The sequence below is a fragment of the Thermogymnomonas acidicola JCM 13583 genome (genome assembly GCF_001316105.1).
Lineage (GTDB): Archaea > Thermoplasmatota > Thermoplasmata > Thermoplasmatales > Thermoplasmataceae > Thermogymnomonas > Thermogymnomonas acidicola.
Genome location: NZ_BBCP01000004.1, coordinates 97176 through 119088 on the forward strand (window position 1 = coordinate 97176; position 21913 = coordinate 119088).

Below are 21913 nucleotides of genomic sequence, written 5' to 3' on the forward strand. Positions count from 1 at the left end.
CCTTGCCAATCATATATGTTGAACATACATGTCCGTCGAGTTTTTTGATGACGACGACAGATCGGTGCTTGTGACGGATGAGGAGCTCAGGCAGATAATAGAGAAGCTGAGGGTCAAGATCAAGGTCTTCGGGGGGGCCGGGGGTGCAGGCTCCAACACGGTTGACAGGCTCTTCAACGACAACCTGACTGGGGTCGAGCTCATAGCTGCCAACACAGACGCCAGGCACCTTCTGAGGAAGAAGGCGCACCACAAGATCATACTGGGAAAGAACCTCACTAGGGGGCCTTGGCTCCGGTGCCAACCCGCAGATCGGCGAGCAGGCGGCAAGGGAAGCGGATGCGGAGATAATGAAATACATATCGGGCGCAGACATAGTCTTCGTAGCTGCTGGCCTCGGGGGCGGCACGGGCACCGGGAGTGCCCCCCCATACATAGCTTCGAGGGCAAGGGAGGCCGGGGGGGCGCTCGCCATATCTGTGGTCACACTGCCGTTCTCCTCTGAGGGCGCTGTGAGGATGAACAATGCCAAGTGGGGGGGCCTCACAAAGCTGCTCTCCGCCTCAGACTGCGTCCTCGTGATCCCTAACGACAGCCTGGCCAGCGTATCCCCCCGACACTGAACTTGACAAGGCCTTCAGGTTCGTGGATGAGGTGATAGAGAGGACGATAAAGGGCATATCGGAGCTCGTGACCAAGCCGGGGGGGGTCATAAACCTGGACTTCAACGACCTCAAAACTGTTGTCAGGGACAGCGGCCTGGCAATGGTGGGCATCGGCCAGGCAACCGGAGAGCCGGGTGACAGGATCAGGCAGGCCATAGAGGCCGCGTTCAACTTCCCATACCTCAAGGTGGACATGAAGACCGCAACCGGCGTCATAATAAATGTCACCGGTGGGCTCGACATGATACTAGAGGAGGTCAACGCGACGGCAGAGGAGGTCAGGAAGAAGGTCGGCAAGGGAACAAGGATAATCCTGGGGGGGGCCACCCTTGACAAGGAGATGAACGGAAAGATCCAGGTGCTCATAGTCGCCACAGGGGGGGTCACATCGCCACTGCTTGCGGAGATGAACATAACACCCAACAGCAAGGGGGGGCCAGGCCTGGATTTCATAAACTGACCCGTTGCATTATTGTGGCAGCAAAGGTCAAAAAATGTTTTTAAAGCAGTCTAGGATTAGGCAGAGGTTATGAGTCTGGCCAGAGGCCGGGTGGATGGTAAAATTGGCAGACAATTCTCAGGTTTATGAATACAGCGTTGAGGATCTGAAGAGGGTGGCCACCAGGATAAGGAGGCACATAATCGAGATGGTCTATTCCGCAAAGAGCGGCCATCCCGGCGGTTCCCTAAGCATAACCGACGTGCTCACAGTCCTCTACTTCAGGGAGATGCGCATAGACCCGCAGAACCCGGATGACCCAAGGAGGGACAGGCTCATCATGAGCAAGGGCCACGCGTCACCTGCCCTTTATGCCACCCTGGCTGTCAGGGGCTTCTTCCCCCCCGAGGAACTGCTGACAGGCTTCAGGAAGCTCAACTCCAAGCTGGAGGGGCATGTGCACAGGGGGGGCGTACCGGGCGTGGAGGCGTCCACGGGCTCCCTGGGGGGGCAGGGCCTTGGCATAGGCATAGGCATGGGCCTGGCAGCAAGGCTGAACAACCTCGATTACCACGTTTACGTGATCCTGGGAGACGGCGAGATCCAGGAGGGGGGGAACGTATGGGAGTCCCTCATGGCAGGGTTCAAGTACAGGGTATCCAACGTCACTGCAATACTGGACAGGAACGGGGTCCAGCTGGACGGCTTCACGAAGGATGTCATGCCGGTGAACGACATAAAGGCCATGGTGGAGGGCTTCGGGTGGAAGGTTCTGGAGATAGACGGCCATAACTACGACCAGATAATCTCGGCAATAGAGTTCTGCAAGTCATACAGGGACGGGCCGACATTCATCATCGCCAACACTGTGAAGGGCAAGGGCGTGAGCTACATGGAGAACAACCCCAAGTATCACGGTAGCCCGCCCGCCAACGAGGAGGAGTACAGGAAGGCCCTCTCTGAACTGACCCTGGAGGGAGCATGATGGTGACGGAGAGCCTGAGGGACGCCTACGGGGGGAGAAGCTTGTTGAGCTGGGCGGGAGGTACAGGGACCTGGTGGTTCTGGACGCAGACCTGTCCACATCAACAAAGACCGCACTCTTCGGGAAGAAGTACCCGGACAGGTTCTTCAACATGGGGATAGCGGAGCAGTCCATGGTCACCACTGCGGCGGGCCTGGCGCTGTCGGGAAAGATTGTGTTCGCGTCCACATTCGCAGTGTTCCTGATGAGGACCTACGAGCAGATCAGGCAGTCCGTGTGCTACAACAACCTGAACGTGAAGTTCGTCGTAACGCATGCGGGCATTACTGTGGGTGAGGACGGCGCAACTCACCAGATAATAGAGGACGTGGGCATAATGTCCGGCCTCCCGAACATGAGGGTCATAGTCCCAGTGGACTCCGTGGAGACTACCAGCGTTATCGAGTACCTTGTGGAGGAGACAAAGACCCCCTATTATGTGAGGCTGAGCAGGGAGAAGTTCCCCCCCATCCTGAACGACGAATCTTACGAATACAGGCCCGGAAGGTCCGTGACCTTCAAGGACGGCTCAGACATAACCATAGTGGCCATGGGCGTGATGGTCTCCATGGCACTGAAGGCTGCTGAGACCCTCAAGAGCAGGGGGGGATAGATGCAAGGGTCATCAACATGTCCTCAATAAAGCCCATAGACAGGTACGCAATAATCAAGGCAGCCAGGGAGACCGGAAGGATCGTGACTGCGGAGGAGCACTCCATATACAATGGCCTCGGCAGCAGGGTTGCCGAGGTGGTGGGGGGGAGTATCCCGTGCCGGTGTGGAGGATAGGCATGAGGGATACCTTCGGGAAGTCGGGAAAGGCCTGGGAGCTCTTCGATTACTTTCATATTGGCGTGGAGGATATAGTGAGGATCGCAGAGAGCTGCTTCAGGGAGGAAAAGAGGTATGAAAATATTCCTTGACACAGCGAGCGTTGACGAGATAAGGCAGGGAGTGGAGTGGGGCATTGTCGACGGCGTCACCACGAACCCTACGCTCATATCCAAGGAGAAAGGCAAGAGCTTCTCGGAGGTCGTTAAGGAGATACTTAGGATAACGCCTGGCCCCCGTGAGCATAGAGGTCGTGGGGGACGAAGTACGAGGATATGGTCAGGCAGGCCCAGAAGATAAGGCAGCTCGGGGGGGACAACGCGGTTGTGAAGATACCCATGACAACTGACGGCCTCAGGGCCATAAGAACGTTGTCGCAGTCCAGGATACCTGTGAACTGCACCCTCATATTCAACCCTGTGCAGGCACTGCTGGCCGCGAAGGCAGGTGCAGAGTACGTGTCACCGTTCGTGGGCAGGCTCGATGACATAGGCCAGGACGGGATGGAGATCATAGACCAGCTGAAGACCATATTCGTCAACTACGACATAAAGACCAAGATCCTCGTGGCATCTGTGAGGCACCCTGTCCATGTCCTGAGGGCAGCCATCATAGGTGCAGACGTTGTGACGATGCCGTTCGAGGTGCTGAAGAAGCTGCCAGTGCACCCGAAGACGGACGAGGGGCTTGCCAGGTTCCTGGAGGACTGGAAAAAGGTGAGCCCGTCTGGAGACCTCCCGCTCTAGTAGAGCCTGATGGTCTCCAGGTTCCTCAGGGCCACTGCCTCTATGCCGAACCTTGATTTTATCAGCTTGGCGAACTCCACGGTCTTCTCACCATCACCGTGGTTTACCAGTATCCTGTGGGGGGGCTTTGGCTGCATCGTGGCTATGTAGGCCAGGAGCTGCCTCTTGTCTGAGTGCCCGGAGAAGCCGTCCGCAGTCTCCACGGCCATCCTCACGGGGAGCTTTATCTGCTTTCCTCCCTCTGTCAGTGTCACCTCTGTTGCACCCCCCCTCTGTATCTTCCTGCCCAGCGTGCCCTCTGCCTGGTAGCCCACGAAGACAAGGGTGTGCCTGCTGTCGTCCACCCATGCCTTGAAGTACTCCATCACTGGCCCGCCGTTCATCATGCCTGACGTGGCGAGGACTATCTGGTTCTCGTCGCTGTCACATATATCCTCTCTCTGCTCCTTGGTCTCCACCCTCTTGAATATGGGCGAGAGGAACGGGTTCTCCTTCTTCACCATGATGCTCTCCCTGAGCGTCTTGTTCAGGTACTCCGGATATGCCGCATGGATCGCGGTTGCCTCCATTATCATGCCGTCCAGGTAAACAGGCGCGTTCTTGATCTTCCCGTTCCTCATGGCGTCCTCGAGCACAAGCATGACCTCCTGGCTCCTCCCCACTGCGAAGACAGGGATGAGCACGGAACCTCCCCGGTCGAATGTCCTGTTTATTATGTCGATGAGTGTGTTGGATGCCTCCTGCCTGGAGTGCTGGTAATCGTCCCTGCCAGCGTATGTGCTCTCCGTCATGAACGTCTCCACCCTGGGGGGGAACCTGTTGTTTGCCGGGTTGAAGAGCCAGGTCCGCTCGAACTTCACATCTCCGCTAAGGACAACGTTGTAGAGCCCCCTCGCCGATGTGCAGGTGCACGGAGGCGGAACCGAGTATGTGGCCCGCGTTGTAGAATGTGAGCCTCACGTCCCTTGTTATGTCGGTGGTCTCGTTGTACTTCAGTACTATGGTGTGCTTCAGCATCTCCCTTATGTGCTTCGACTCGTAGGGTGCCTTGTGGCCTTCCGCGTGTGCCACCTTTATGTAGTCCTGCTGCAGGAGAGCGGCAAGGTCCCTGGTCGGTGCGGTCATGTACACAGGGCCGTCGTAGCCGTACTTGAACAGGATGGGGGGGAGCAGGCCGGAGTGGTCAAGGTGTGCGTGTGTGAGGACCACGGCATCCAGGGAGCTGAACGGCTGCACCTCCGGCACGTACAGGTACGGGGGGGCGCCGGCCCACGGCTGCTCGTCTATTTCGTTGGTGTTGAGCATGCCGCAGTCCACCAGGATCTTTGAGTTGTTGGTCGAGACCAAGGTGGCGCTCCTTCCCACCTCCCTGTGGCCACCGAGGGCGGTTATCCTGACCCATGTCTCACCGGGCATGGTGGGCTGGTTCAGTTTTAGGCCAAGGTCATGGAGGAATTTCTTCCTCTCCGCCTTCACCTCACGCAGGAACTCCCTGACCTCCTTCACAGTTCTGGAATACATTGGTGGGGGGGCCCTGACAACCCTGGGGGGACCACTTGGTCTTCTCCTTTATCCTGCTGATCACGTCCGAGCTCCTGGACGTTATTATGGAAGGTTCGTCTGCTTCTATTATCACCTCTCCCGTGTCAGGCTCGAAGTAGATGTCCTGTATCCCGGCCTCGGCGGGTACTATGTTCCTTATTGTCTCCTCAGCCTCCTTCTCCGGCTCCATGATCGACGGGTCGGGCCGTATCATCACGCGCCTCCTGAGCTCCTGGGCTATCTGCCTTGCTATGTCATCCCTCCTGGAGAAGAGGTCTATGTTCTTCGTGTAGACTACAATGGTTGGGCCCTCGTAATCGATTTCCGTTATCTGGTTGTCTGGGAGCAGCTTGTCAAACAACGCCTTTGCCTCTGAAACGTAATCCCTAAAAGCCATCGCATACACACCCGCGGAAATGAAATGGATATGATGTTACGTTGATTAAAATCAGAGAGGAAGCTTTAGCTTCCTTATGATCTCCATTACCTCGTCCTCGGGCACTGCCCTGAAGCCGTTCTTCTTGTCTATGACGGCCACGTCTATCATGCCCCCCCGAGGCCGAGTCCCTCTGCTTTGCAGCAGTGATGCCCCCCCGTACCACCATCTCGATGGCATCGTCCACGGGCATGTCCTTCCTGAAGTCCCTCTCGAGGACACCGTAGACGAAAGGTGAGCCGGAGCCTGTGCTCACGTAAACGTCCTCCACTGCACCCCCCCGGCAGCGTCCACGGAGAAGAGGTGGGGTGCCTTGTCATACCCACCGACAAGGAGCTGCACCATGTAAGGGTAGAACTTGGACTGGTTCAGTATGTTTGATAGCAGCGTGGCGGCAGCTCTATTGGCATGCTCACCCGCCTCTGTAACCTATATAGTTCCAGCTCTGCTTTCATGTACCTGACCAGGACCTGGGCATCACCCACCAGGCCCGCTATTGTCATGGCGGCATGGGTGTCTATCTGGTGAAGCTTTTTACCGTCCTTGTGCACTATGAAGTGATCCATCGTCACCCTTCTCTCCGTTGCCATCACAACGGCGTCCTTGACAACTACACCTACTGTAGTTGTTCCTGTCTGTAGAGTCTGCTCCATAATAACCACGCTCTGTAAAACCCCCCACACATAGATTTTTACATCCTATTAAACCCTTTTTGTGCTCCATTCATGCCGCTGAAGGGCTTGCGGCGATGGCAAAGGTTATACCGTTCATATCCATATAACCCGTTCGGGGGGGGAGCTCCGTAGGGGGGGGCTGAGAGGACCCATTGGGGGGGTCGACCCTTTGAACCTGATCCGGGTAATGCCGGCGTAGGGAGAGTGATCGTATTGATGGAAAAGGGTTACGGAAATGGTATTTGGAGAGCTGCCCCCCCCGAGAGGGGGGGTGTTTTTGTGCAGCTGAGCAGCAGGCAGAAGGCTCTTCTCGTGTCGTCTTCAGCGAGCTACACGTTCTGGGGCATCGTGGCAACCATTGGCCCGCTGGCAGCATCTGGCTCAATAGTCGGGCATGTCACGGGAGCGCTCAAGGTCTTCCTCCTCCTAATCGGCCCGATCTTCGCGCCATAGGGAACTTCACGATGGGCTTCCTTGCAGATATGTTCGGCAGGAAGAGGGTCTTCGTGGTCACAATGCTCTCCTACACAATCGGGATAATCATAGTGGCTGCGAGCTCAACGGTCTGGAGCCTGGTGCCTGGCCTCATGCTTGCGCAGTTCGGAGTGGGCGGAGAGGAGAGCCCGTCCCTGTCACTGATAGCTGAGGACTCGCCTGTCTCAAAGAGGGCCAAGTACCTCACACTGGTGGCCAACTTCAGCAACATAGGCAGCGCCTTATATCGGGACTGTTCCTCATAACCTCGTCCTCACTCTTCGACCGCCTCATGCTCCTGGGGGGTCCTCGCTCGCTATGGTCGGTGTCATGGTCTACTCGAGGCTCAGCATACCGGAGTCATACAGGTGGCTATCGTCCGTGGGCAGGGAGAGGGACGCGAGTGAGGAGAAGGCACACCTTTCGATAGACGAAGAAGGGACGAAGGCACAGAGGATGGGTGTTCCGTTCATATACGCCACACTTGTTCTCATAGGCATATCCCAGTACCTTACTTTCGGCCTCATGGCATACGTCATAGGCCCGTACGAGTTCCCGTCCACGGCAGTTGACAACGAGATAATATTCGTGGCACTCCTGGGAGCATCGGTTGCAGGCTTTGCCGCGGCACCCCCCCTCATTAACAGGGAGAGGAAGTCATATACACTCTACTCTTACCTGGCGGGGGTTGTATCGATGGTGGCCATATTCCTAACAGTCCCCCCCTACCTCCATGACATGGACCTGTTCCTTCCGCTGCTCTTCGTTAACATGGCCACCAGCGAGTTCGGCTGGGCCTCGAGGACTACGCTTGAGCCGGAACTCTTCCCGACCAGGGTGAGGGCAAGGTCGATAGGGATGGTGAGGCTAGCCCCCATGATCGCTTATGCCATATTCACCTACGCTACATCATCCTCAACCTTGGGCAGTTCATACTCGTTAACCTCATCCTCTGGGCCATAGGCCTGGCCGGTGCAGCGATCTGGTACTTCTTCGGATACGAAACGAGAGGCATAGACATAGACTACGGTGCAGGACAGGCACAGTAAGCAATATCCTTATTATTTTTATAATGATACATTTTCTATGGTTCTCTATGCCAGAGACATCATGAAGAAGTACACGACCATGCTGCCGGGAGATATAACCGCGCTCGAGGCTGCAAAGATTATGGCGAACGATCACGTCGGTTTCGCTATCGTCCACCAGAACGGTGAGCTGAAAGGCATAGTCACCGAGTGGGATTATGTCAGCAAGGTGGTCGCGAAGGAGCTCGACCCATCAAAGGTCAAGCTCAGCGAGATCATGACACAGGGTGTCATATCTGCCACCCCCCCTGACACGCCAACGGATAAGATAACGCAGATAATGAGCGCCAACAACATAAGGAGGCTCCCCCCCATCGTTGAGAACGGGAAGCTTGTCGGGGTCATAACTTCCCGCGACATCCTGAGGATATTCAGGGACTACATGGATAACCTGTCAGAGATAATCAGCAGGTTCGGCACCTTCTGACCGGTATGGAATACAGAGGCTGGGTACTGGCGATAACCAGCATGGTACTTTCCTTGCTGTGGTCAACTCCACCTCCCTGCTGGTTGCCCTGCCGACGGTGATGATCAGCCTCCACACCACCTTCTTCGTTGCGGTCTGGATACTCCTCATATATTCCCTTGTGCTCACGGTGCTCTCGCCTTTTCTCGGCAGGGAAGCGGACCTGGTGGGCAGGAAGAGGATCTACTCCACGGGCTACATACTGTTCTTCGCAGGCTCCACGATCGCCGCAGTGTCCCCCCCTGACCCGCAGGTGCTGATCCTCGGCAGGGTTGTGCAGGGTTCCGGCGCAGCCTGCCTCTTCTCCAACAGCCTTGCGATAATCACGGACAGTTTTTCTGGCCCCCCCCAGCTGGGAGGGCCATGGCAATAAACTCCAGTGTCATGGGGGTGGGAATAGCTGTTGGGCCGCTGGTGGGCGGCTTCCTCTCCTTCATAAACTGGAGGTACGTGTTCGTATTCAACGCGCCGATAGCACTTGCAGGCTTCGTACTATCATCAAGGCTGCTGAAGGAGGTCAAGCCAGTGGAGACCGGCGTGAGGCCTGACTACGTGGGTTCGGTGACGCTCTCAGCGTTCATGACGCTCATTGTCCTCTTTCTGACGGTGGGACCGCTCGAGGGCTGGGCACACTTCACAACGGTCCTCTTCCTCCTGGTTTCACTGGTCTTCCTGGTGCTCTTCCTTATCATGGAGAGGAGAGTAAGGTACCCGCTGATCAACTTCTCCCTCTTCAGGAACCGCAGGTTCACGGGCTCTATAATATCCGTCCTTCTCAACTCCATAACCAGGTTCTCGGCCATATTCCTCCTCACCATCTACTTCCAGGGCCTCTGGGGGGGATAAACCCGCTGCTGGCCGGAATACTCCTCATGCCTTATGCAGCAGGCCTTGGCTTTGTCAGTTACATGTCGCCGCACGTGGTGAAGAGGGTGAACGACATAACAGTGCAGACCCTGGGCCTGGCCTTCACAGGTGCCTCGGTGGCTGCGCTATTCATCTCCAGCACAGGCACACCATACTACATCCTGGCTATCCTTATGCTCCTCATGGGTGTTGGCATAGGCCTGTACTACACGCCCAACAACTCCACAATCATGCTGTCGGTGGAGCCCGGCCAGAGGGGCATCGTGGCCGGCTTCAGGTCGCTGATAGTCAACATGGGTTCCGTTGTCGGCATGGCCATAGTCTTCACCATCGTGGCCACCTACGTGCCGGAGAGCATCCTGGGCTCTGCATTCCTGGGCCTATCGGTCTCACTGACGGAGACACAGAAGGCTGCGTTCGTCACCGGCATAGACGTTTCGTTCCTGGCCGCGGGCCTGATATGCCTGGTGGCAGTGCCTGTCTTCGCAGTGATGCTCAGGAGGTCATCGAAGTGAGAATATCTCCTTTACTATCTCCATGACGTCATGGGAATCGCCCGCACAGTACTCCCTGAACCTTTCCCTGTCCTCCCTCCAAAGCCTCTCTATGGCAGCGCTGACATCAAGGCCCTCCATCATGACGTTCTGCTTCTTCCTCATGAGGTTCAGGCCTGCGTAGGCCTCGTGGGATATGACGTCCCTGAGCTTCCTTATGTGCCAGTCACCGTCGAACCTGTAGAGGTCGTCCGCTATGACGTACATGGCATCCAGACAGAATGCTGTGGAAATGGTGTACTTCACGTTCCACAGCTGGTTCTCGAACGAGAGGTTCCTCATCTTGAGGTTCAGGAGCGGTATGTCGTACCCGGAGATGTTGTAGCCCGTCAGCACCATTGGCCTGTACTTCCCGAAGTCCCTGTCCAGTTCCCTGAGGAGTGCCATCTCGGATGCGTCATCATCGCTGTCGGCCACGTAGACCCTGTCCTCCGTCCTGTCACCAGCAATGCTCATGGAGTAAGCGATGATCCTCTCACCGGTCAGGAACTGGCCCTTACCCCTGACAAGGGTCTCGAGGTCCAGGGAAACGATGCGGCCCTTCCAGTCCATCTCCCTGACCCTGGCCATGAGGGCCCTGTAGAGGTCTGCGTTCCAGCTCTCCAAAGAACCACCTACCGATGAGTGGAAGGCCTTACTCCTTGTTCACCTTTTCCACGAAGCTGCACCTGGAGATGACAGTCATCTTCCTCACGTTGCCGGTTACCGTCAGGCTGTTCACGTTTATTATGCCGTCCACCACAGACGTGAAGGTGTCCTCGTCCACATCCGTAATCCTGAGTTCCTTGATGTTCCTGAAGACCACCTTCCTGCCGAACTCCCTGAGCTCCTGCCCCCCCGTTATCTCAAGGCTGCCCAGGTTCTCGATGTACCTGACCTGCTGGGCCCTTGCAGAATCGATGAACTCCCTTGATACCTTCTTCGCAGTGTCCACTGTGCCCAGGAAGTTCTTGTAGGCCTCGTTCGTTATTTCCCCCCCACGGTCTTGCCCGTATCCCTGGCGAGCCTCATCATCCTCTGGTATATGTCCTTCCTGACGCCCTTTATGGATATCACTGTCTTGCCTTCCCCCCCCTGTTCGTCCTGTTTTTTCTCTTCTTCAGGCATGAACGTCCATACCTACCTTGCTAATAAGATTACCGGTAATCCGGATTACCCCCCCCAAGTGGCACACTTTATTAGAGGACTCCGCATCACACCGGTATGTTGTACGCAATGAGGCAGTACGTCGGGAAAAACGTGAACAGCGAGAAGCTGGTCACACTCATATCTGAGTTCTTCAAGGATGAGGGCTTCAGGACAGTGTCCTGCACGTGCCCACAGGGTGTGGTCTTCATGGCAAGGAAGGGGGGGAATCTACAGGGCACTCCTGAGGACCGACAGGGCATTCCTGATACTCATAGACGGGAACCCGTCAGATACGAAGATAAAGATAGGCGTCTCCAGGTGGCAGGTGGAGATACAGCAGCAGGATGCCCAGAAGATATTTCAGAGCCCGCTCTCATACTTCCTGGAGATACCAGAATCCCTGTGGCCCTACGAGCTCGAGCACCACCTGTGGCACTTCATAGAGACGCAGGTGGAGCTCGGGACGCAGTGAATCACCATTTTTCCCCCCCGGTTATCCTCTCGTACATGGTCACGTAAAGGTCGCTTGTCTTCTTCACCATTTCTGGGGGGGAGCGGAGGTATCTCTGGCTCTGGCAGGCCCTTTTCCCTTGCGGAGTAAAGTTCGCTGTGGTAGCCGGTTGACCTGTAGTACTGCCTGACGAACTCCTTGCTCAGCTCCACTATCTTCCCCCCCTCATCGTACTCCTTCCTGTCCCACCACCTGTCCTCGTCAAGGGTCCCGAAGGTATCGATGAGCACGGGTTCCCTGCCTATGCCGAAGGCAAATTCCTTCTTTCCATCAACATGTATGAGGCCCCTCTGCGACACGGACTTGTTGATGCGCCTGTCGACCCTGAGTATGGCCTCCTTTATCTCGTTGAGTTCGGAGTTAGTCATGCCGCCGATCTCTATGATCTCGCCGTGTTTCAGGGGGCCTGTCGTACTTCTCGAACTTGGTTGTGACCTCAAAGAAAGGGTCATCCAGCTCCTCACCGTACTTCGGTGCATGGTTTAGGCCGAGGTCCTCGTACCTGACCTTGCCCTCCTTGACCCTGTCGTAGAGGCTACCAGCAACGTAGTACCTTGTGATGAACTCCAGTGGGATGACGTACTCGATCTCGTGCGGGTCGCCCTTACCGCTCTCTGGTATGTAGAACTTCTTCACCCTCATTTCGTTGGGCGAGACCATTTCGATGAAGTGGGTCTCAACCCTGGCGCTCTCCTTGGCCACCCTGAACCAGAAGCTCGATGTCCTGCACAGGCTCTCCCCCCCCTTGTGGGGTACGGTGTTGGGTATTATCTTGTCAAACACCGATATCCTGTCACTGAACCTGAAGAGAAGCGTGTCGCCCTCATCGTAAACGTCCTTCACCTTTCCCACACGTATGCTTATCTGACATCCCTCAGGTATGAGACCTGGATTAATAAATGAATTCAGGTGGGGGTTGAAAAAATGTCTGGATCAGCTGGCCTGAACCTCGAGCCTCCTGTAACCGTACATTATGAAGCTGTCCACCCTGTCCTCCGGGGGACACGTGCACAGCTCTGATGTCCCCGTAGCGCTTCGTTAGCTCCTCCATGGCAACCCTTGCCTCCAGCCTGGCCAGTGGAGCACCCAGGCAGAAGTGGATTCCCTCGCCGAATGCAACGTGCCTGTTCTCCTTCCTGTCGATTATGAATTCCTCTGAGTTCGGGAATACGTCCTCGTCCCTGTTGGCAGACTGCAGGTACACGAAGATGAAGTCCCCGGGCTCCACCTTCATGTCTCCTATGCGCCCCCCCTCCCTCTTGACCAGGCGCCTGGTCGACTGCACTGGTGAGCGGTACCGCAGGACCTCCTCTATGGCCGTCGGTATAAGGGAACGCTCCTCCCTAAGCCTCTCGAACGAGCCAGGGTGCTCGGAGAATGTCACAATGGCGTTGCTCAGGAGGTTCGTGGTTGTCTCGTTGCCTGCAGCGAGGAGCAGGATGGAGAAGCCGATGATCTCCTGCCTGGTGAGGTGCTCGCCGTCGACCTCTGCCCTTATGAGGAGGCTGATCAGGTCGTCGGAGAGTGAGTGCTTCCTCTCATCTATCAGGCCCGAAAAGTACTGGGCCATCTCCCTCTCCGTGTCCATGTCCACACCGAAGCCCAGCACACGCACCAGGTTGTCGGACCACTCCTTGAACTTCTCCATGTCCCTGTCAGGGACGCCCAGGATCTTCGATATGACGAGAACGGGCAGGGGGGGGTAAGTGAGGGCCTTCACTATGTCGAAGGTACTCCTGCCATCCACGACGTCCAGGAGGGCATTCGTTATCTTCCTGATCTCTGGCTCGTATGATGCGATCTTCATTGGGGTGAATGCCCTGCTCACCAGGTTCCTGAGCTTGGTGTGCTTCGGCGGGTCAAGTATCAGGATGCTCGGTGATGATAGCTCGTCGAGCTGCCTCCTCATCTCCGGCGCCATGAGGTCCCTGAACTGCGAGGAGAATGTCCTGTAGTCGTCGAGTACTGCTGTGACGTCCCTGTACTTGAATATGTAGACGTTGTTGTCCTCCCTGTAGACCGGGTTTTCGCTGCGCATCTTCCGGTACCACTCGAATGGCTCTTCCCTGTAGCCGGGTATTTCCATAGGCCACAATAACCTCCACTCTAATAACTATTATCTATATTAAAAAAAAGATATATCTATGTTACCTAACAACGGAGACGGGCAGGGACTTAAAGCCGTAGACGATTGTACTGCTGACCATGCTAGCGGAATCGATGTTTCCGACCCTTATTTCCCTGAACCTCTCCGTGATCTCCTCGAACGCTATCTTCGCCTCAAGCCTGGCTAGGGGGGGCACCCAGCAGTAGTGGATGCCGTTGCCGAACGCTATGTGCCTGTTTTCCTTTCTCTCTATGTTGAACTTCTCCGGCTCTTCGAATACCCTCTCATCATGGTTAGCAGACCCGATCCATGCAGTTACATAGGAGTTTGCCGGTATTGTTACGCCTCGCACAGTAACATCGGCCTTCGTCCTCCTGAACATCGACTGGACCGGAGACCTGTACCTGAGCGTCTCTTCAAGCATTCCAGGTATGAGGCTCCTGTCCGATACGACCATATCGTAGGTTCCGGGGTTCTCGTTCATGCTGTAGACCGCATTGCTTATCAGGTTCGTGGTTGTCTCGTTGCCCGCGATGAGGAGCAGGATCAGGAATCCCATCAGCTCCTGTGGTGACAGGGGGGGCTTCCCGTCTACCTCGGAGGATATGAGCATCGAGATGAGGTCGTCTCTGGGGTCCCTCTGCCTCTCCCTTACCATCTCAGAGAAGTATGTGACCATCTCCGACATGTAGTCTCTCTGGCCCATGAACGCCTGGCCCGTGACAACGGCGTCTGACCATTCCTTGAACCTCTCCATGTGATCCCTGGGGATGCCTATTATGTCTGCAATAACCATGACAGGAAGTGGGTATGAGAAATTCCTGACGAAGTCGAACTGATCCGACTTCACTGATTCAAGGAGGGAGGTGCAAATCTCCCTTATCTTGTCAGCCCTCTTCCCTATCCAGGCCGGGCTGAACGGCTTGCTTACAAGTGCACGGAGCCTGGTGTGCCTGGGAGGATCCAGCTGTATTAGACTCTGCGAGAGAGGCATCTCAGCGGCCTCGTTGAGCTGCGATGAGAAGGTCTGGTGTTCGCTGAGCGCCCTTGCCACGTCCTCGTAGAGGAAGAGGTTCCAGCTGCCATCGTAACTGTCATAGTACACAGGTGAGCGGTCCCTCATCACGCGGTACTGTTCGAACGGGTTTAGCCAGTCTATGCCCTCAAAGAGCATGCGGTCAGCATGCTTAATGGGCTATTAAGCTGTTCGTTAGCTAACGAAATTTGTCACTTCTCGCGAAATCATATTCAAATGTCCTATAAATCAAGTGTCAGATGTGAGTGCCATACGTACACATGTTCGTAAATGATTTGTACCAGAATATGTTACTTAATGCATGAAACCTGGACTTATTATTGTAGACGTGCTAAACGACTTTGTCCATGGCCCCCCTGAGTACGCCGTCCTCATTATCGGTCGTGGGGGGGCCATGCGCGAGGACACTGGCATACTTCAGGAGGTCTGGCTTCCCGGTGTTCTTCGTGAACGACGCCCACATAGATGAGGATGTGGAGATGCCCCTGTGGGGGGGCCCGCATGCGATGAAGGGTAGCGAGGGGGGGCACAGGTGATAGAGGAGCTGAGGCCCGTGGCGGGCGAGCTCGTCCTTGAGAAACACTTCTACAGCGGCTTCCAGGGCACTGAGCTGGACACACTGCTCAGGGTCAAGGGCTGTGATACGGTGTACCTGGTTGGCCTGGACGCAGACATCTGCGTGAGGCACACGGCGGCTGATGCATTCTACAGGGGGGGATACGGCATCGTTGTAGTGAGAGATGCTGTGGCCGCAAGGATCGACGGGAACTGGGAAGAGTACTTCAGGAGGGTCTACGGGGGGGCCCGGATTGTGGAGAGCAGCGAGCTGGTGCCAGAGGAGCACCTGGAGAGGGCCTGAACCTCCCGCAGCGCCACCGTGATCCCTTATAATACAGGTTTCACCTCATGAGCATGGACCTAAACCTCAGGGGGAAGTTGCTGTCGTGACAGGTGGAACCGGTGGCATAGGTGCTGCTGTTATGAAGGCCCTCAGGGACGAGGGTGCACACCCTGTATCGGTATCCAACACTGAACCCACGGAAAGGGTACCAGGTGCTGAATACATAAATGGAGATATCACGGACAGAGGTGCAGTCTTGGGGGCCGTGTCAGAGATCAAGGAGAGCATGGGGAAGGTGGACATACTTGTGAACGCCGCCGGCATAGAGGAGTACGCACCGGTGCACCTGACGGACGAGGCAATGTTCAGGAGGGTAATGGATGTCAATGTCACAGGGGGGGCGTTCCTTATGATCAGGGAGGTGCTTCCCCTTATGGAGCAGGGTGTCATTATCAATGTGGCCTCTGTCCAGTCATTTTCGGCCACGAGGAACGCCGCTGCTTATGTCACCAGCAAGCACGCCCTCCTTGGCCTCACCAGATCCGTTGCCCTTGACTACGGGCCCAGGATAAGGTGCCTGGCTGTCTGCCCCCCCGGGACGGTAGACACGCCCCCCCTGGTGAGGAAAGCCGCTGTACTTGAGGTGGGAAACAGCGAGGACAGGGTGGCAGAGAAGATATCAGAGTGGGGGGGCAGGGCCCACCTGACCGGCAGGATAGGCAGGCCTGAGGAGGTGGGCAAGGTCATAGCATTCCTGTGCAGCGATGCCGCATCCTTCATGACCGGATCCGCAGTCATGGTCGATGGGGGGGCCTCCTCTCCTACATACCCATAAGCACCCCGGAGGTGCGGTGATGGCTGCCTGTGTCCAGATAAAGGGGGGGTTTTCCTGAATGCTGCCTGCACATGGGGGGGATATGCGGCATCAGGATCTCATGATCTCCCTTATCTTTGTGATGAGAGTGGAGGCATTCTTCGGTGCCATGGCCCTGTAGTCGTTGTTGAAGTAAACGTAGACGGCGCGTGGCGATGCTCCAACGATCTCCCTGGCCAGCCCCAGGAGCCTCTCGTCCGAATAATCCGTGGCGTAGCCCTGCTGATCCCCGTGCATCCTTATGTAGAGGACGCTGTCTTCGAAAAGGACGAATGGCATCCTTTCAGAGCTCACTGCTGCCACGTGTATGCCCTGGGCTATCAGATCTCCCGCTGCCTTTCCCTCCAACCAGGACCTGTGCCTGAACTCCACAACATTCTCATAACGCCTGTCCAGCAAACCTATGATGGCAGACAGGTTCTCATCGCTGTACCTGAAAGATGGCGGGAACTGGAAGAGTATGCAGCCCAGCTTCCCCCCCCGAGCAGGCCCACTGTGGAATAGAAGTCACTGATGGCCTCTTGCACACCACGCATCCTGCCCTCATGGGTTATGGACCTGTGAGCCTTCACGCTGTAAATGAAGCCTTCCGGTGCGGCCCTAGCCCACCTCCTCACGCTCTCCCTCCTGGGAAAGGTGTAGAAGGAGGAGTTGATCTCCACGGTATCGAAGCGGGAGGAGTAGAACTGGAACCACCTGGACTTCGGCATGCCCTCTGGATAGAATAAGCCAGACCAGTGGTTGTAGAACCATCCTGAGCAGCCCACCCTGATCTCCACGTAAAGCCAGTGCCTTGGATGTATTTCCATCTTTCTGGAACAACCGGCTCTGGAAGCGGTGCAGTTATATGGCAATGGGCAAGGCAACGGGCACGCCTGTGAAGCAGGCCATTGCAGTTATATGAGGTGGTGCTGCCGTCAGCCGCGCCTCCACCATTCCGCCGGTTAAGTATATTTTGTGATCACCATACCTGCATGTATATGCCCGGCAGGCAGCTGAAGCTCTTTGAAGACGAGACTCCCGGTGAGTGCGTCTTCTGCTCCATCGCACAGGGAAAGGTGGAGAGCGTAACGGTGTATTCAGATCCGAGGTTCGTGGTGTTCCTGGACAGGAGCCCGCTGTTCAAGGGCCACCTCCTTGTCATACCGAGGGCGCACGTGGAGAACTTCGACAGTGTGCCACCAGAGATAGAGGGATCCATACTGGGCGTGGCCAGGGCTGCTTCGCTAGCGTTGCAGAGGTCCTCCACTGCGATGGCACATTCATTGCGATAAACAACAAGGTGAGCCAGACTGTCCCTCACCTCCATGTGCATGTCGTGCCCAGGAGGCACAAGGACGGCCTAAGGGGGGCTTCTTCTGGCCCAGGGAGAGCTACGCGGAGGGAGAGGCTGAAAGGATAGGGAAGGAGATTTCCGATGCCATGGGATCCATCATGGGCGGGAACGGACGAAAGCGCTGATAGCCCGTGATCCCAAGTCCACCAGTGCAACTATGCAGAGGGACTTCCTGTAAGGATGCCCACCATATGCCGATCCCTTTCTCCCCAGCCCGATCCTGCCCCCCCAAGCTTGTCATGAGTTCAGGGTACGCACCGAATGTCCTGGAAAATGACCAGGCCGTTCGTATTGTGCGTGTCCGAGGTTATAACGGCAGATGGATCCACAAACCCCCCCAGTAACTAAAACGTCACTTCATTGAATGTGCAGGAATCGGATTTCCCGGTTCCGCACGAAAATGCCGGAACCAGGTGACTCTAGACCACAGGAATGCAGTGTTTGCCATCTGCTGTCCTTTTTACCGCTTCACCCCCCCCAGCACGCTGTTGTCACCGATATCCCAGGAGACGGATCCACAGGCCCCCTTTTCCCAAGGCCCACTGGATGGACGGGCAGCATTCAGTGCCTGGGAGCCGCAGAAGACGGGCCCGGTGGGATTTGAACCCACGGTCACCGACTTAGAAGGACGGTGCCTTATCCAAACTAGGCCACGGGCCCGTGACTGTAAGTTTAAGTCGTGACTTTAACTTTTCGTCCTCCGGCGCGTATTTCCCGCAGTGAAATGGGGGGGATTTCAGCAAGACTGGGAGGCGAGTTCTCCGCCTGGCGATCCAAAAGGACATTTACAACGTGCACATATTAATGCGTGTACGAGGTGGAACTCAGGATAAGCGAGGAGGAGATGCCTGGCATAGATGCCATCCTGCTACCGGACATGGGTACCGAGGTGGGCAGGTCAAAGGTATCGCTACGGAGGGATGGGGGGGAAAGTATTTACGTTTCACTTCGATGCCCAGACAGGAGTTCGCTCCGGGCTTCCTTGGGCATGTTGACAAGGTTGCTTATCACTGTAAAGAGGGTATATGAGGAGGTTTAGAAGAGATGGAACCGAATCTCAGCACGTATATACAGAACCAGATAAGGCAGGCGCAGCAGCTTGAGACCCAGATAGAGCAGATAGCCACCCAGAGGTACCAGCTTGACCTGAGGGTCAAGGAGATCGAGAAGACGCTGAAGGAACTCGAGAAGGTGCCTGAGGGTGTTCCTGTGTACAAGAACCTCGGCACCGTGATGTACCAGGTGCAGGACAAGAAGACCGTTGTGGACGAGCTAACTGAACAGAAGGAACTCACGGAGATCAGGCTGAAGACGCTTGAGAAACAGCAGAAGGCCCTTGAGGACAAGTACAAGGAACTTGAAGGCCTGATCAAGCAGAGAATGGAAGACCTTAGAAAGGGTGGACAGCAGTAGATGCAGATACCGGATGTACAGTCGCAGACCCCACACTTCAGGATCCCCCATCCAGCAGGTGGGAGTCAGGGGGGGAGTTCAGGCACCAGTGACCCTGGTCAGGGGGGGAGGGAAGAGGATACCAGCCTTCGTTTCCTTTGACGCGTTCGTTGGCATACCCGGGGGGGAAAGGAGGGGGGGTGCAGACCTTTCAAGGCTGCTCGAGGCCATAGGTGCAGTGGTGTCTTCGGAGCACAGTGGCCTTGAGTCCCTCTCGGGGGGGAGGGTGTGCATGGAGATCATGGAGAGGATGCCATACGCCACAGGCATAGATGTGACGGTTGCATCGAACTACTTCAGGGAACGTGACCGTGGCGCCGGATCTTACGTGAAGTACGAGCTCCTGGGGGGGGAGACAAGGCTATCGGGTGATGGTGAATTCTCAAGGCTCGGTGTTACTGTCCTGACCATGAATGCGTGCCCATGCGCCATGGAGACCACCAGGCCCTGGTACTGGACGCCAGGCCGGAGCTATCGGATGCACTGAGGGAAATGCCTTCAGTCACGCACAACCAGAGGAACAGGGTCAGGGTCATCACGCAGGTATCCGAGGAACACCAGGTTGAGGCTGACGACCTCATAGACACCGTGGAGGGGGGGGTTGTTGGTGGAGCCCTGCTTTCCGTGCTGAAGAGGATGGACGAGGGGGGGAAGTTCGTTTACAGGGCCCACAGCAGGCCAATGTTCGTGGAGGACATAGTGAGGGAAGTGGCGGCATCACTGGCAGAGAGGTTCAGGGACATGCCTGACAGTTACACGCTTGAGGTCAGTTCGGAGAGCGATGAGAGCATACACCCCCCCCACAACGCCTACGCACGTATCAGCACAACATACGGTGAAATAAGGAACATTGGGAGGGAAGGCCTCAGAGTGTGACCGTCTCCCCCCCGTGGCCCGGGAGTACGGTGTAGCCCTTGTACTGCATTATCTTCTTCCTGGACTCCTCAGCCTTCTGCATGTCCAGGGTGAATGTCCTGTTAACCTCGAGCCTCCCGTTCCTTGTGTACACTGCATCGCCAACGACGATGGCCTTCTCGCCCTCAACTATGAACGAAGTGCTCCCTGGCGTGTGGCCAGGGGGGGTCTCGAGTAGCGTTATGCCCTCAATCTCTAGCTTTGAGAAGTCCTTGGCGGAAGTGACAGGCTTCACGGACGAGAGGGAGGCCACGAGCCTGGAGAGTATCGATCTGGAAGGCGTCATCTTCTCCCTGCCGGCCACCACGGCGATCTCGAGGGGGCTGCAGTATATCTCCGGGCTGAAGGCCTCCTCGATGTCCCTGAGGCCGCCTATGTGGTCCGGGTGGTAGTGAGTTATCAAGACGTGCGTGGGCTGCTGGCCCAGCCTCCGGAAGTACTCCACCACTCTCCTACCGGAGCCACGGGTTCCGGCGTCGAAGAGCACCGTGTCCTTGCCGTTGCGGTACACGTAGCACCTTGCCATGGTGCCGTCTATGGCCTCGATCCTCTCGGTAACCTTCATAGTTCAGACAGCCTCTTGACCATCTTCACAACGCTCTCCACAGCGTCACGTGCCTTCTCGATCCTGGCCTGGGCCTGGAGCCTTGTCTCCCCCGGCCCAGTTATGCCCAGGGCCACTGGCTTACCGAACTCCACCATGAGGTCCTCAATCTTCCTGGCAGCGTTCTGCATTATGACCTCGTCATGGTTGGTCTCGCCCTTGATCACGGCACCCAGCGTGACGATGCCGTCCACATCCTTCCTCTCGATGAGCCTCCGCACAGCCAGCGGGATCTCGAATGTCCCGGGCACCTTAACGACGTGCGTCACGTTTGCGCCCAGGAACTGTGCGTGCTCCTTCGCCCTCTCGAGCATCATCATGGTTATGTCGTAGTTGTATTCTGACACCACAATGGCTATGTTCATTCCAAACACCTCAGTGTCTGTATCCTCCCACAGACCCCCCCTCAACTGGGCCCACGTCCTCAAAGCCCTGCCTCAGGCCCTGCCCGGCGAAGCGCGTCAGGTAAGCCGGGTCACGGACAAGGTGGTACGCGTTCAGGGCGTGCTCCCTGGCCCTCCTGTCGGAGAGCCATGCCAGTTCCTTGGAGTCCCGTGCCTCGTCCTCATGGACGAAGACCTCTATTATGTGCTTGCCCGTCATGAGTTGGACTTGCATGAGACCTGTGGACGCGATCTGCGCGGATATCTTGTCCACGGGCTTGGGGGCCAGGCATGCCACACGCCACCACAATGTCACACCCCCTCTCCCTGAACAGCTTCAGGCATGCCACTGGCAGGTCCTTGATGCCGGGCACAGTATATCTCTCCACAACTATGCCCGTATCCGTCTTCTGCAGTTCGTCTATCACTGACCTGCCCATGTCGTACCTTGCAAACGTCGTGTCGGCCACACCTATCCTTATCAAGAGCCATCACCGACCAGCTGCAGTATCCTCTTCCTCACATCCGAGGAGCTCTCCACGTCCGGGTTAGAGTACTTGGATATCCTCACCACCCTGGTGTTCAGACCCAAAGCCCTGCAGTTCCTCTCTATCTCTGCCTCGCTGAACTTCTGGTCGTAGCCCAGCGTTATGATGTCTGGCCTCACCTCGACCACGGTCCTGTAAATATCCCCCCCTCATGGCCAAGGATTGCCACGTCGACCATCCTGAGCTCCGAAATTATCTCCAGCCTGATCCTCTCATTGAACACGAGCCTCTTGCCGTTTTTCCTTGCCGTGCTGTCCCTTGCCACCACCACGTACAGTTCGTCCCCGAGCTTCTTACTCTCCCTCAGAAAGTGAAGGTGGCCTGGGTGCAGTATGTCGAAGACCCCCCGTGGCCATTACCCTGACCATCTGC

At 56.3% G+C, this 21913-nt stretch carries 18 protein-coding genes, 1 tRNA gene, 12 pseudogenes and 1 riboswitch; of the genes and pseudogenes, 17 read left to right on the top strand and 14 right to left on the bottom strand.

Features of this window, described 5'->3' with window-relative positions:
* The first annotated feature begins 28 nt into the window (after nt 1-28).
* The 4 genes and pseudogenes from ftsZ to fsa all read left to right on the top strand — a co-directional run bounded on the left by ftsZ (nt 29) and on the right by fsa (nt 3705).
* A pseudogene (ftsZ, locus tag JCM13583_RS04760) lies at nt 29-1125 on the top strand (cell division protein FtsZ).
* Nucleotides 1126-1219: 94 nt separating this feature from the next.
* Nucleotides 1220-2089 (top strand): transketolase, encoded by an 870-nt coding sequence (locus JCM13583_RS04765; RefSeq protein WP_075056890.1) that lies wholly within the window; start codon nt 1220-1222, stop codon nt 2087-2089.
* A gap of 49 nt (nt 2090-2138) precedes the next feature.
* A pseudogene (locus JCM13583_RS04770) lies at nt 2139-3051 on the top strand (transketolase family protein).
* Nucleotides 3035-3705: pseudogene (gene fsa, locus JCM13583_RS04775) on the top strand (fructose-6-phosphate aldolase). Before JCM13583_RS04770 ends, fsa begins: the two co-directional pseudogenes overlap by 17 nt.
* On the opposite strand, the pseudogene JCM13583_RS04780 reads toward fsa, so the two are convergent.
* Together JCM13583_RS04780 and psmB are read right to left on the bottom strand one after the other, a co-directional pair.
* Nucleotides 3702-5644, bottom strand: a pseudogene (locus JCM13583_RS04780) (beta-CASP ribonuclease aCPSF1). The pseudogenes fsa and JCM13583_RS04780 overlap by 4 nt on opposite strands.
* Nucleotides 5645-5695: 51 nt before the next feature.
* Nucleotides 5696-6336, bottom strand: a pseudogene (gene psmB, locus JCM13583_RS04785) (archaeal proteasome endopeptidase complex subunit beta).
* 128 nt (nt 6337-6464) lie between these two features.
* Nucleotides 6465-6577, top strand: a riboswitch (TPP riboswitch).
* On the opposite strand from psmB, the pseudogene JCM13583_RS12200 reads away from it, so the two are divergent.
* The 5 genes and pseudogenes from JCM13583_RS12200 to JCM13583_RS04820 all read left to right on the top strand — a co-directional run bounded on the left by JCM13583_RS12200 (nt 6574) and on the right by JCM13583_RS04820 (nt 9767).
* Nucleotides 6574-7880 (top strand): annotated as a pseudogene (locus JCM13583_RS12200) (MFS transporter). It overlaps the preceding riboswitch by 4 nt.
* Before the next feature lie 37 nt (nt 7881-7917).
* On the top strand, nt 7918-8346 hold the full coding sequence (locus tag JCM13583_RS04805) for a CBS domain-containing protein (protein ID WP_075056894.1): 429 nt from the start codon (nt 7918-7920) through the stop codon (nt 8344-8346).
* Between the two features lie 58 nt (nt 8347-8404).
* Nucleotides 8405-8758, top strand: a complete 354-nt coding sequence (locus JCM13583_RS04810; protein WP_075056895.1) for an MFS transporter — start codon at nt 8405-8407, stop codon at nt 8756-8758.
* The gene (locus tag JCM13583_RS04815) at nt 8749-9231 is read left to right on the top strand and encodes an MFS transporter (protein WP_075056896.1); all 483 of its coding nucleotides are present in this window, start codon (nt 8749-8751) and stop codon (nt 9229-9231) included. The genes JCM13583_RS04810 and JCM13583_RS04815 overlap by 10 nt, the downstream gene beginning before the upstream one ends.
* 26 nt (nt 9232-9257) lie before the next feature.
* Nucleotides 9258-9767, top strand: coding sequence for a hypothetical protein (locus JCM13583_RS04820; protein WP_075056897.1), 510 nt, complete (start codon nt 9258-9260; stop codon nt 9765-9767).
* Here the strand turns inward: JCM13583_RS04820 and JCM13583_RS04825 are convergent.
* From JCM13583_RS04825 to JCM13583_RS13845, 3 genes are read right to left on the bottom strand one after another with little or no spacing between them, the layout of a single operon-like run.
* Entirely contained in the window at nt 9756-10412 is a 657-nt protein-coding gene (locus JCM13583_RS04825; protein ID WP_075056898.1) for a hypothetical protein, read from the bottom strand. The genes JCM13583_RS04820 and JCM13583_RS04825 overlap by 12 nt on opposite strands.
* A 28-nt stretch (nt 10413-10440) precedes the next feature.
* Complete coding sequence (locus JCM13583_RS04830; RefSeq protein ID WP_075056899.1) at nt 10441-10740, bottom strand: hypothetical protein; 300 nt, start codon at nt 10738-10740, stop codon at nt 10441-10443.
* Between the two features lie 32 nt (nt 10741-10772).
* Nucleotides 10773-10913, bottom strand: coding sequence for a hypothetical protein (locus JCM13583_RS13845; RefSeq protein WP_171823442.1), 141 nt, complete (start codon nt 10911-10913; stop codon nt 10773-10775).
* Between the two features lie 178 nt (nt 10914-11091).
* Between JCM13583_RS13845 and JCM13583_RS04835 the strand changes: the two genes are divergently transcribed.
* Complete coding sequence (locus JCM13583_RS04835) at nt 11092-11406, top strand: hypothetical protein (protein ID WP_162509414.1); 315 nt, start codon at nt 11092-11094, stop codon at nt 11404-11406.
* A gap of 1 nt (nt 11407) precedes the next feature.
* On the opposite strand, the pseudogene JCM13583_RS04840 reads toward JCM13583_RS04835, so the two are convergent.
* The 3 genes and pseudogenes from JCM13583_RS04840 to JCM13583_RS04850 all read right to left on the bottom strand — a co-directional run bounded on the left by JCM13583_RS04840 (nt 11408) and on the right by JCM13583_RS04850 (nt 14726).
* Nucleotides 11408-12309 (bottom strand): annotated as a pseudogene (locus tag JCM13583_RS04840) (phosphoribosylaminoimidazolesuccinocarboxamide synthase).
* Between the two features lie 28 nt (nt 12310-12337).
* Complete coding sequence (locus tag JCM13583_RS04845) at nt 12338-13531, bottom strand: cytochrome P450 (RefSeq protein WP_162509415.1); 1194 nt, start codon at nt 13529-13531, stop codon at nt 12338-12340.
* A gap of 61 nt (nt 13532-13592) precedes the next feature.
* Nucleotides 13593-14726 carry a cytochrome P450 gene (locus JCM13583_RS04850; protein WP_075056901.1) on the bottom strand — a complete coding sequence of 378 codons (1134 nt, stop codon included), beginning with the start codon at nt 14724-14726 and terminating at the stop codon, nt 13593-13595.
* Between the two features lie 163 nt (nt 14727-14889).
* Here JCM13583_RS04850 and JCM13583_RS04855 point away from each other — a divergent pair.
* A pseudogene (locus JCM13583_RS04855) lies at nt 14890-15447 on the top strand (cysteine hydrolase).
* A gap of 121 nt (nt 15448-15568) precedes the next feature.
* Entirely contained in the window at nt 15569-16264 is a 696-nt protein-coding gene (locus JCM13583_RS04860; protein ID WP_162509433.1) for an SDR family oxidoreductase, read from the top strand.
* A 90-nt stretch (nt 16265-16354) separates the two neighbouring features.
* On the opposite strand, the pseudogene JCM13583_RS04865 reads toward JCM13583_RS04860, so the two are convergent.
* Nucleotides 16355-17082, bottom strand: a pseudogene (locus tag JCM13583_RS04865) (DUF72 domain-containing protein).
* A gap of 195 nt (nt 17083-17277) precedes the next feature.
* Here JCM13583_RS04865 and JCM13583_RS04870 point away from each other — a divergent pair.
* A pseudogene (locus JCM13583_RS04870) lies at nt 17278-17764 on the top strand (HIT family protein).
* A gap of 460 nt (nt 17765-18224) precedes the next feature.
* Here JCM13583_RS04870 and JCM13583_RS04875 read toward each other — a convergent pair.
* Nucleotides 18225-18299, bottom strand: a tRNA-Arg gene (locus JCM13583_RS04875).
* A 157-nt stretch (nt 18300-18456) separates the two neighbouring features.
* Between JCM13583_RS04875 and JCM13583_RS04880 the strand changes: the two genes are divergently transcribed.
* The 4 genes from JCM13583_RS04880 to JCM13583_RS04895 are packed head-to-tail and all read left to right on the top strand — an operon-like array spanning nt 18457 to nt 19967.
* Entirely contained in the window at nt 18457-18678 is a 222-nt protein-coding gene (locus JCM13583_RS04880; protein WP_171823443.1) for a hypothetical protein, read from the top strand.
* 5 nt (nt 18679-18683) lie between these two features.
* The gene (locus JCM13583_RS04885; protein WP_075056903.1) at nt 18684-19052 is read left to right on the top strand and encodes a prefoldin subunit beta; all 369 of its coding nucleotides are present in this window, start codon (nt 18684-18686) and stop codon (nt 19050-19052) included.
* Between the two features lie 58 nt (nt 19053-19110).
* Nucleotides 19111-19578 carry a GTP cyclohydrolase, FolE2/MptA family gene (locus tag JCM13583_RS04890; protein WP_075056904.1) on the top strand — a complete coding sequence of 156 codons (468 nt, stop codon included), beginning with the start codon at nt 19111-19113 and terminating at the stop codon, nt 19576-19578.
* Between the two features lie 5 nt (nt 19579-19583).
* Nucleotides 19584-19967 carry a GTP cyclohydrolase, FolE2/MptA family gene (locus JCM13583_RS04895; protein ID WP_075056905.1) on the top strand — a complete coding sequence of 128 codons (384 nt, stop codon included), beginning with the start codon at nt 19584-19586 and terminating at the stop codon, nt 19965-19967.
* On the opposite strand, the gene JCM13583_RS04900 is transcribed toward JCM13583_RS04895, so the two are convergent.
* From JCM13583_RS04900 to JCM13583_RS04915, 4 genes and pseudogenes are all read right to left on the bottom strand, one after another.
* Nucleotides 19957-20571: an MBL fold metallo-hydrolase gene (locus JCM13583_RS04900; protein WP_075056906.1), complete on the bottom strand. Its 615-nt coding sequence runs from the start codon at nt 20569-20571 to the stop codon at nt 19957-19959. The genes JCM13583_RS04895 and JCM13583_RS04900 overlap by 11 nt on opposite strands.
* The gene (locus JCM13583_RS04905; RefSeq protein ID WP_075056944.1) at nt 20568-20975 is read right to left on the bottom strand and encodes a 6,7-dimethyl-8-ribityllumazine synthase; all 408 of its coding nucleotides are present in this window, start codon (nt 20973-20975) and stop codon (nt 20568-20570) included. The genes JCM13583_RS04900 and JCM13583_RS04905 overlap by 4 nt, the downstream gene beginning before the upstream one ends.
* Before the next feature lie 10 nt (nt 20976-20985).
* A pseudogene (locus tag JCM13583_RS04910) lies at nt 20986-21478 on the bottom strand (riboflavin synthase).
* Nucleotides 21475-21909 (bottom strand): annotated as a pseudogene (locus JCM13583_RS04915) (FAD synthase). Before JCM13583_RS04915 ends, JCM13583_RS04910 begins: the two co-directional pseudogenes overlap by 4 nt.
* Between the last annotated feature and the right edge of the window lie 4 nt (nt 21910-21913).

What these genes read in the sequence shown, in the direction of transcription:
- JCM13583_RS04765 (WP_075056890.1), top strand. Translation starts at nt 1,220, where the DNA reads ATGGTAAAATTGGCAGACAATTCTCAGGTTTATGAATACAGCGTTGAG.
- JCM13583_RS04805 (WP_075056894.1), top strand. Translation starts at nt 7,918, where the DNA reads ATGGTTCTCTATGCCAGAGACATCATGAAGAAGTACACGACCATGCTG.
- JCM13583_RS04815 (WP_075056896.1), top strand. Translation starts at nt 8,749, where the DNA reads ATGGCAATAAACTCCAGTGTCATGGGGGTGGGAATAGCTGTTGGGCCG.
- JCM13583_RS04820 (WP_075056897.1), top strand. Translation starts at nt 9,258, where the DNA reads ATGCCTTATGCAGCAGGCCTTGGCTTTGTCAGTTACATGTCGCCGCAC.
- JCM13583_RS13845 (WP_171823442.1), bottom strand. Translation starts at nt 10,913, where the DNA reads ATGCCTGAAGAAGAGAAAAAACAGGACGAACAGGGGGGGGAAGGCAAG.
- JCM13583_RS04835 (WP_162509414.1), top strand. Translation starts at nt 11,092, where the DNA reads ATGAGGGCTTCAGGACAGTGTCCTGCACGTGCCCACAGGGTGTGGTCT.
- JCM13583_RS04845 (WP_162509415.1), bottom strand. Translation starts at nt 13,531, where the DNA reads ATGGAAATACCCGGCTACAGGGAAGAGCCATTCGAGTGGTACCGGAAG.
- JCM13583_RS04850 (WP_075056901.1), bottom strand. Translation starts at nt 14,726, where the DNA reads ATGCTCTTTGAGGGCATAGACTGGCTAAACCCGTTCGAACAGTACCGC.
- JCM13583_RS04860 (WP_162509433.1), top strand. Translation starts at nt 15,569, where the DNA reads ATGAAGGCCCTCAGGGACGAGGGTGCACACCCTGTATCGGTATCCAAC.
- JCM13583_RS04885 (WP_075056903.1), top strand. Translation starts at nt 18,684, where the DNA reads ATGGAACCGAATCTCAGCACGTATATACAGAACCAGATAAGGCAGGCG.
- JCM13583_RS04895 (WP_075056905.1), top strand. Translation starts at nt 19,584, where the DNA reads ATGCCTTCAGTCACGCACAACCAGAGGAACAGGGTCAGGGTCATCACG.
- JCM13583_RS04900 (WP_075056906.1), bottom strand. Translation starts at nt 20,571, where the DNA reads ATGAAGGTTACCGAGAGGATCGAGGCCATAGACGGCACCATGGCAAGG.
- JCM13583_RS04905 (WP_075056944.1), bottom strand. Translation starts at nt 20,975, where the DNA reads ATGAACATAGCCATTGTGGTGTCAGAATACAACTACGACATAACCATG.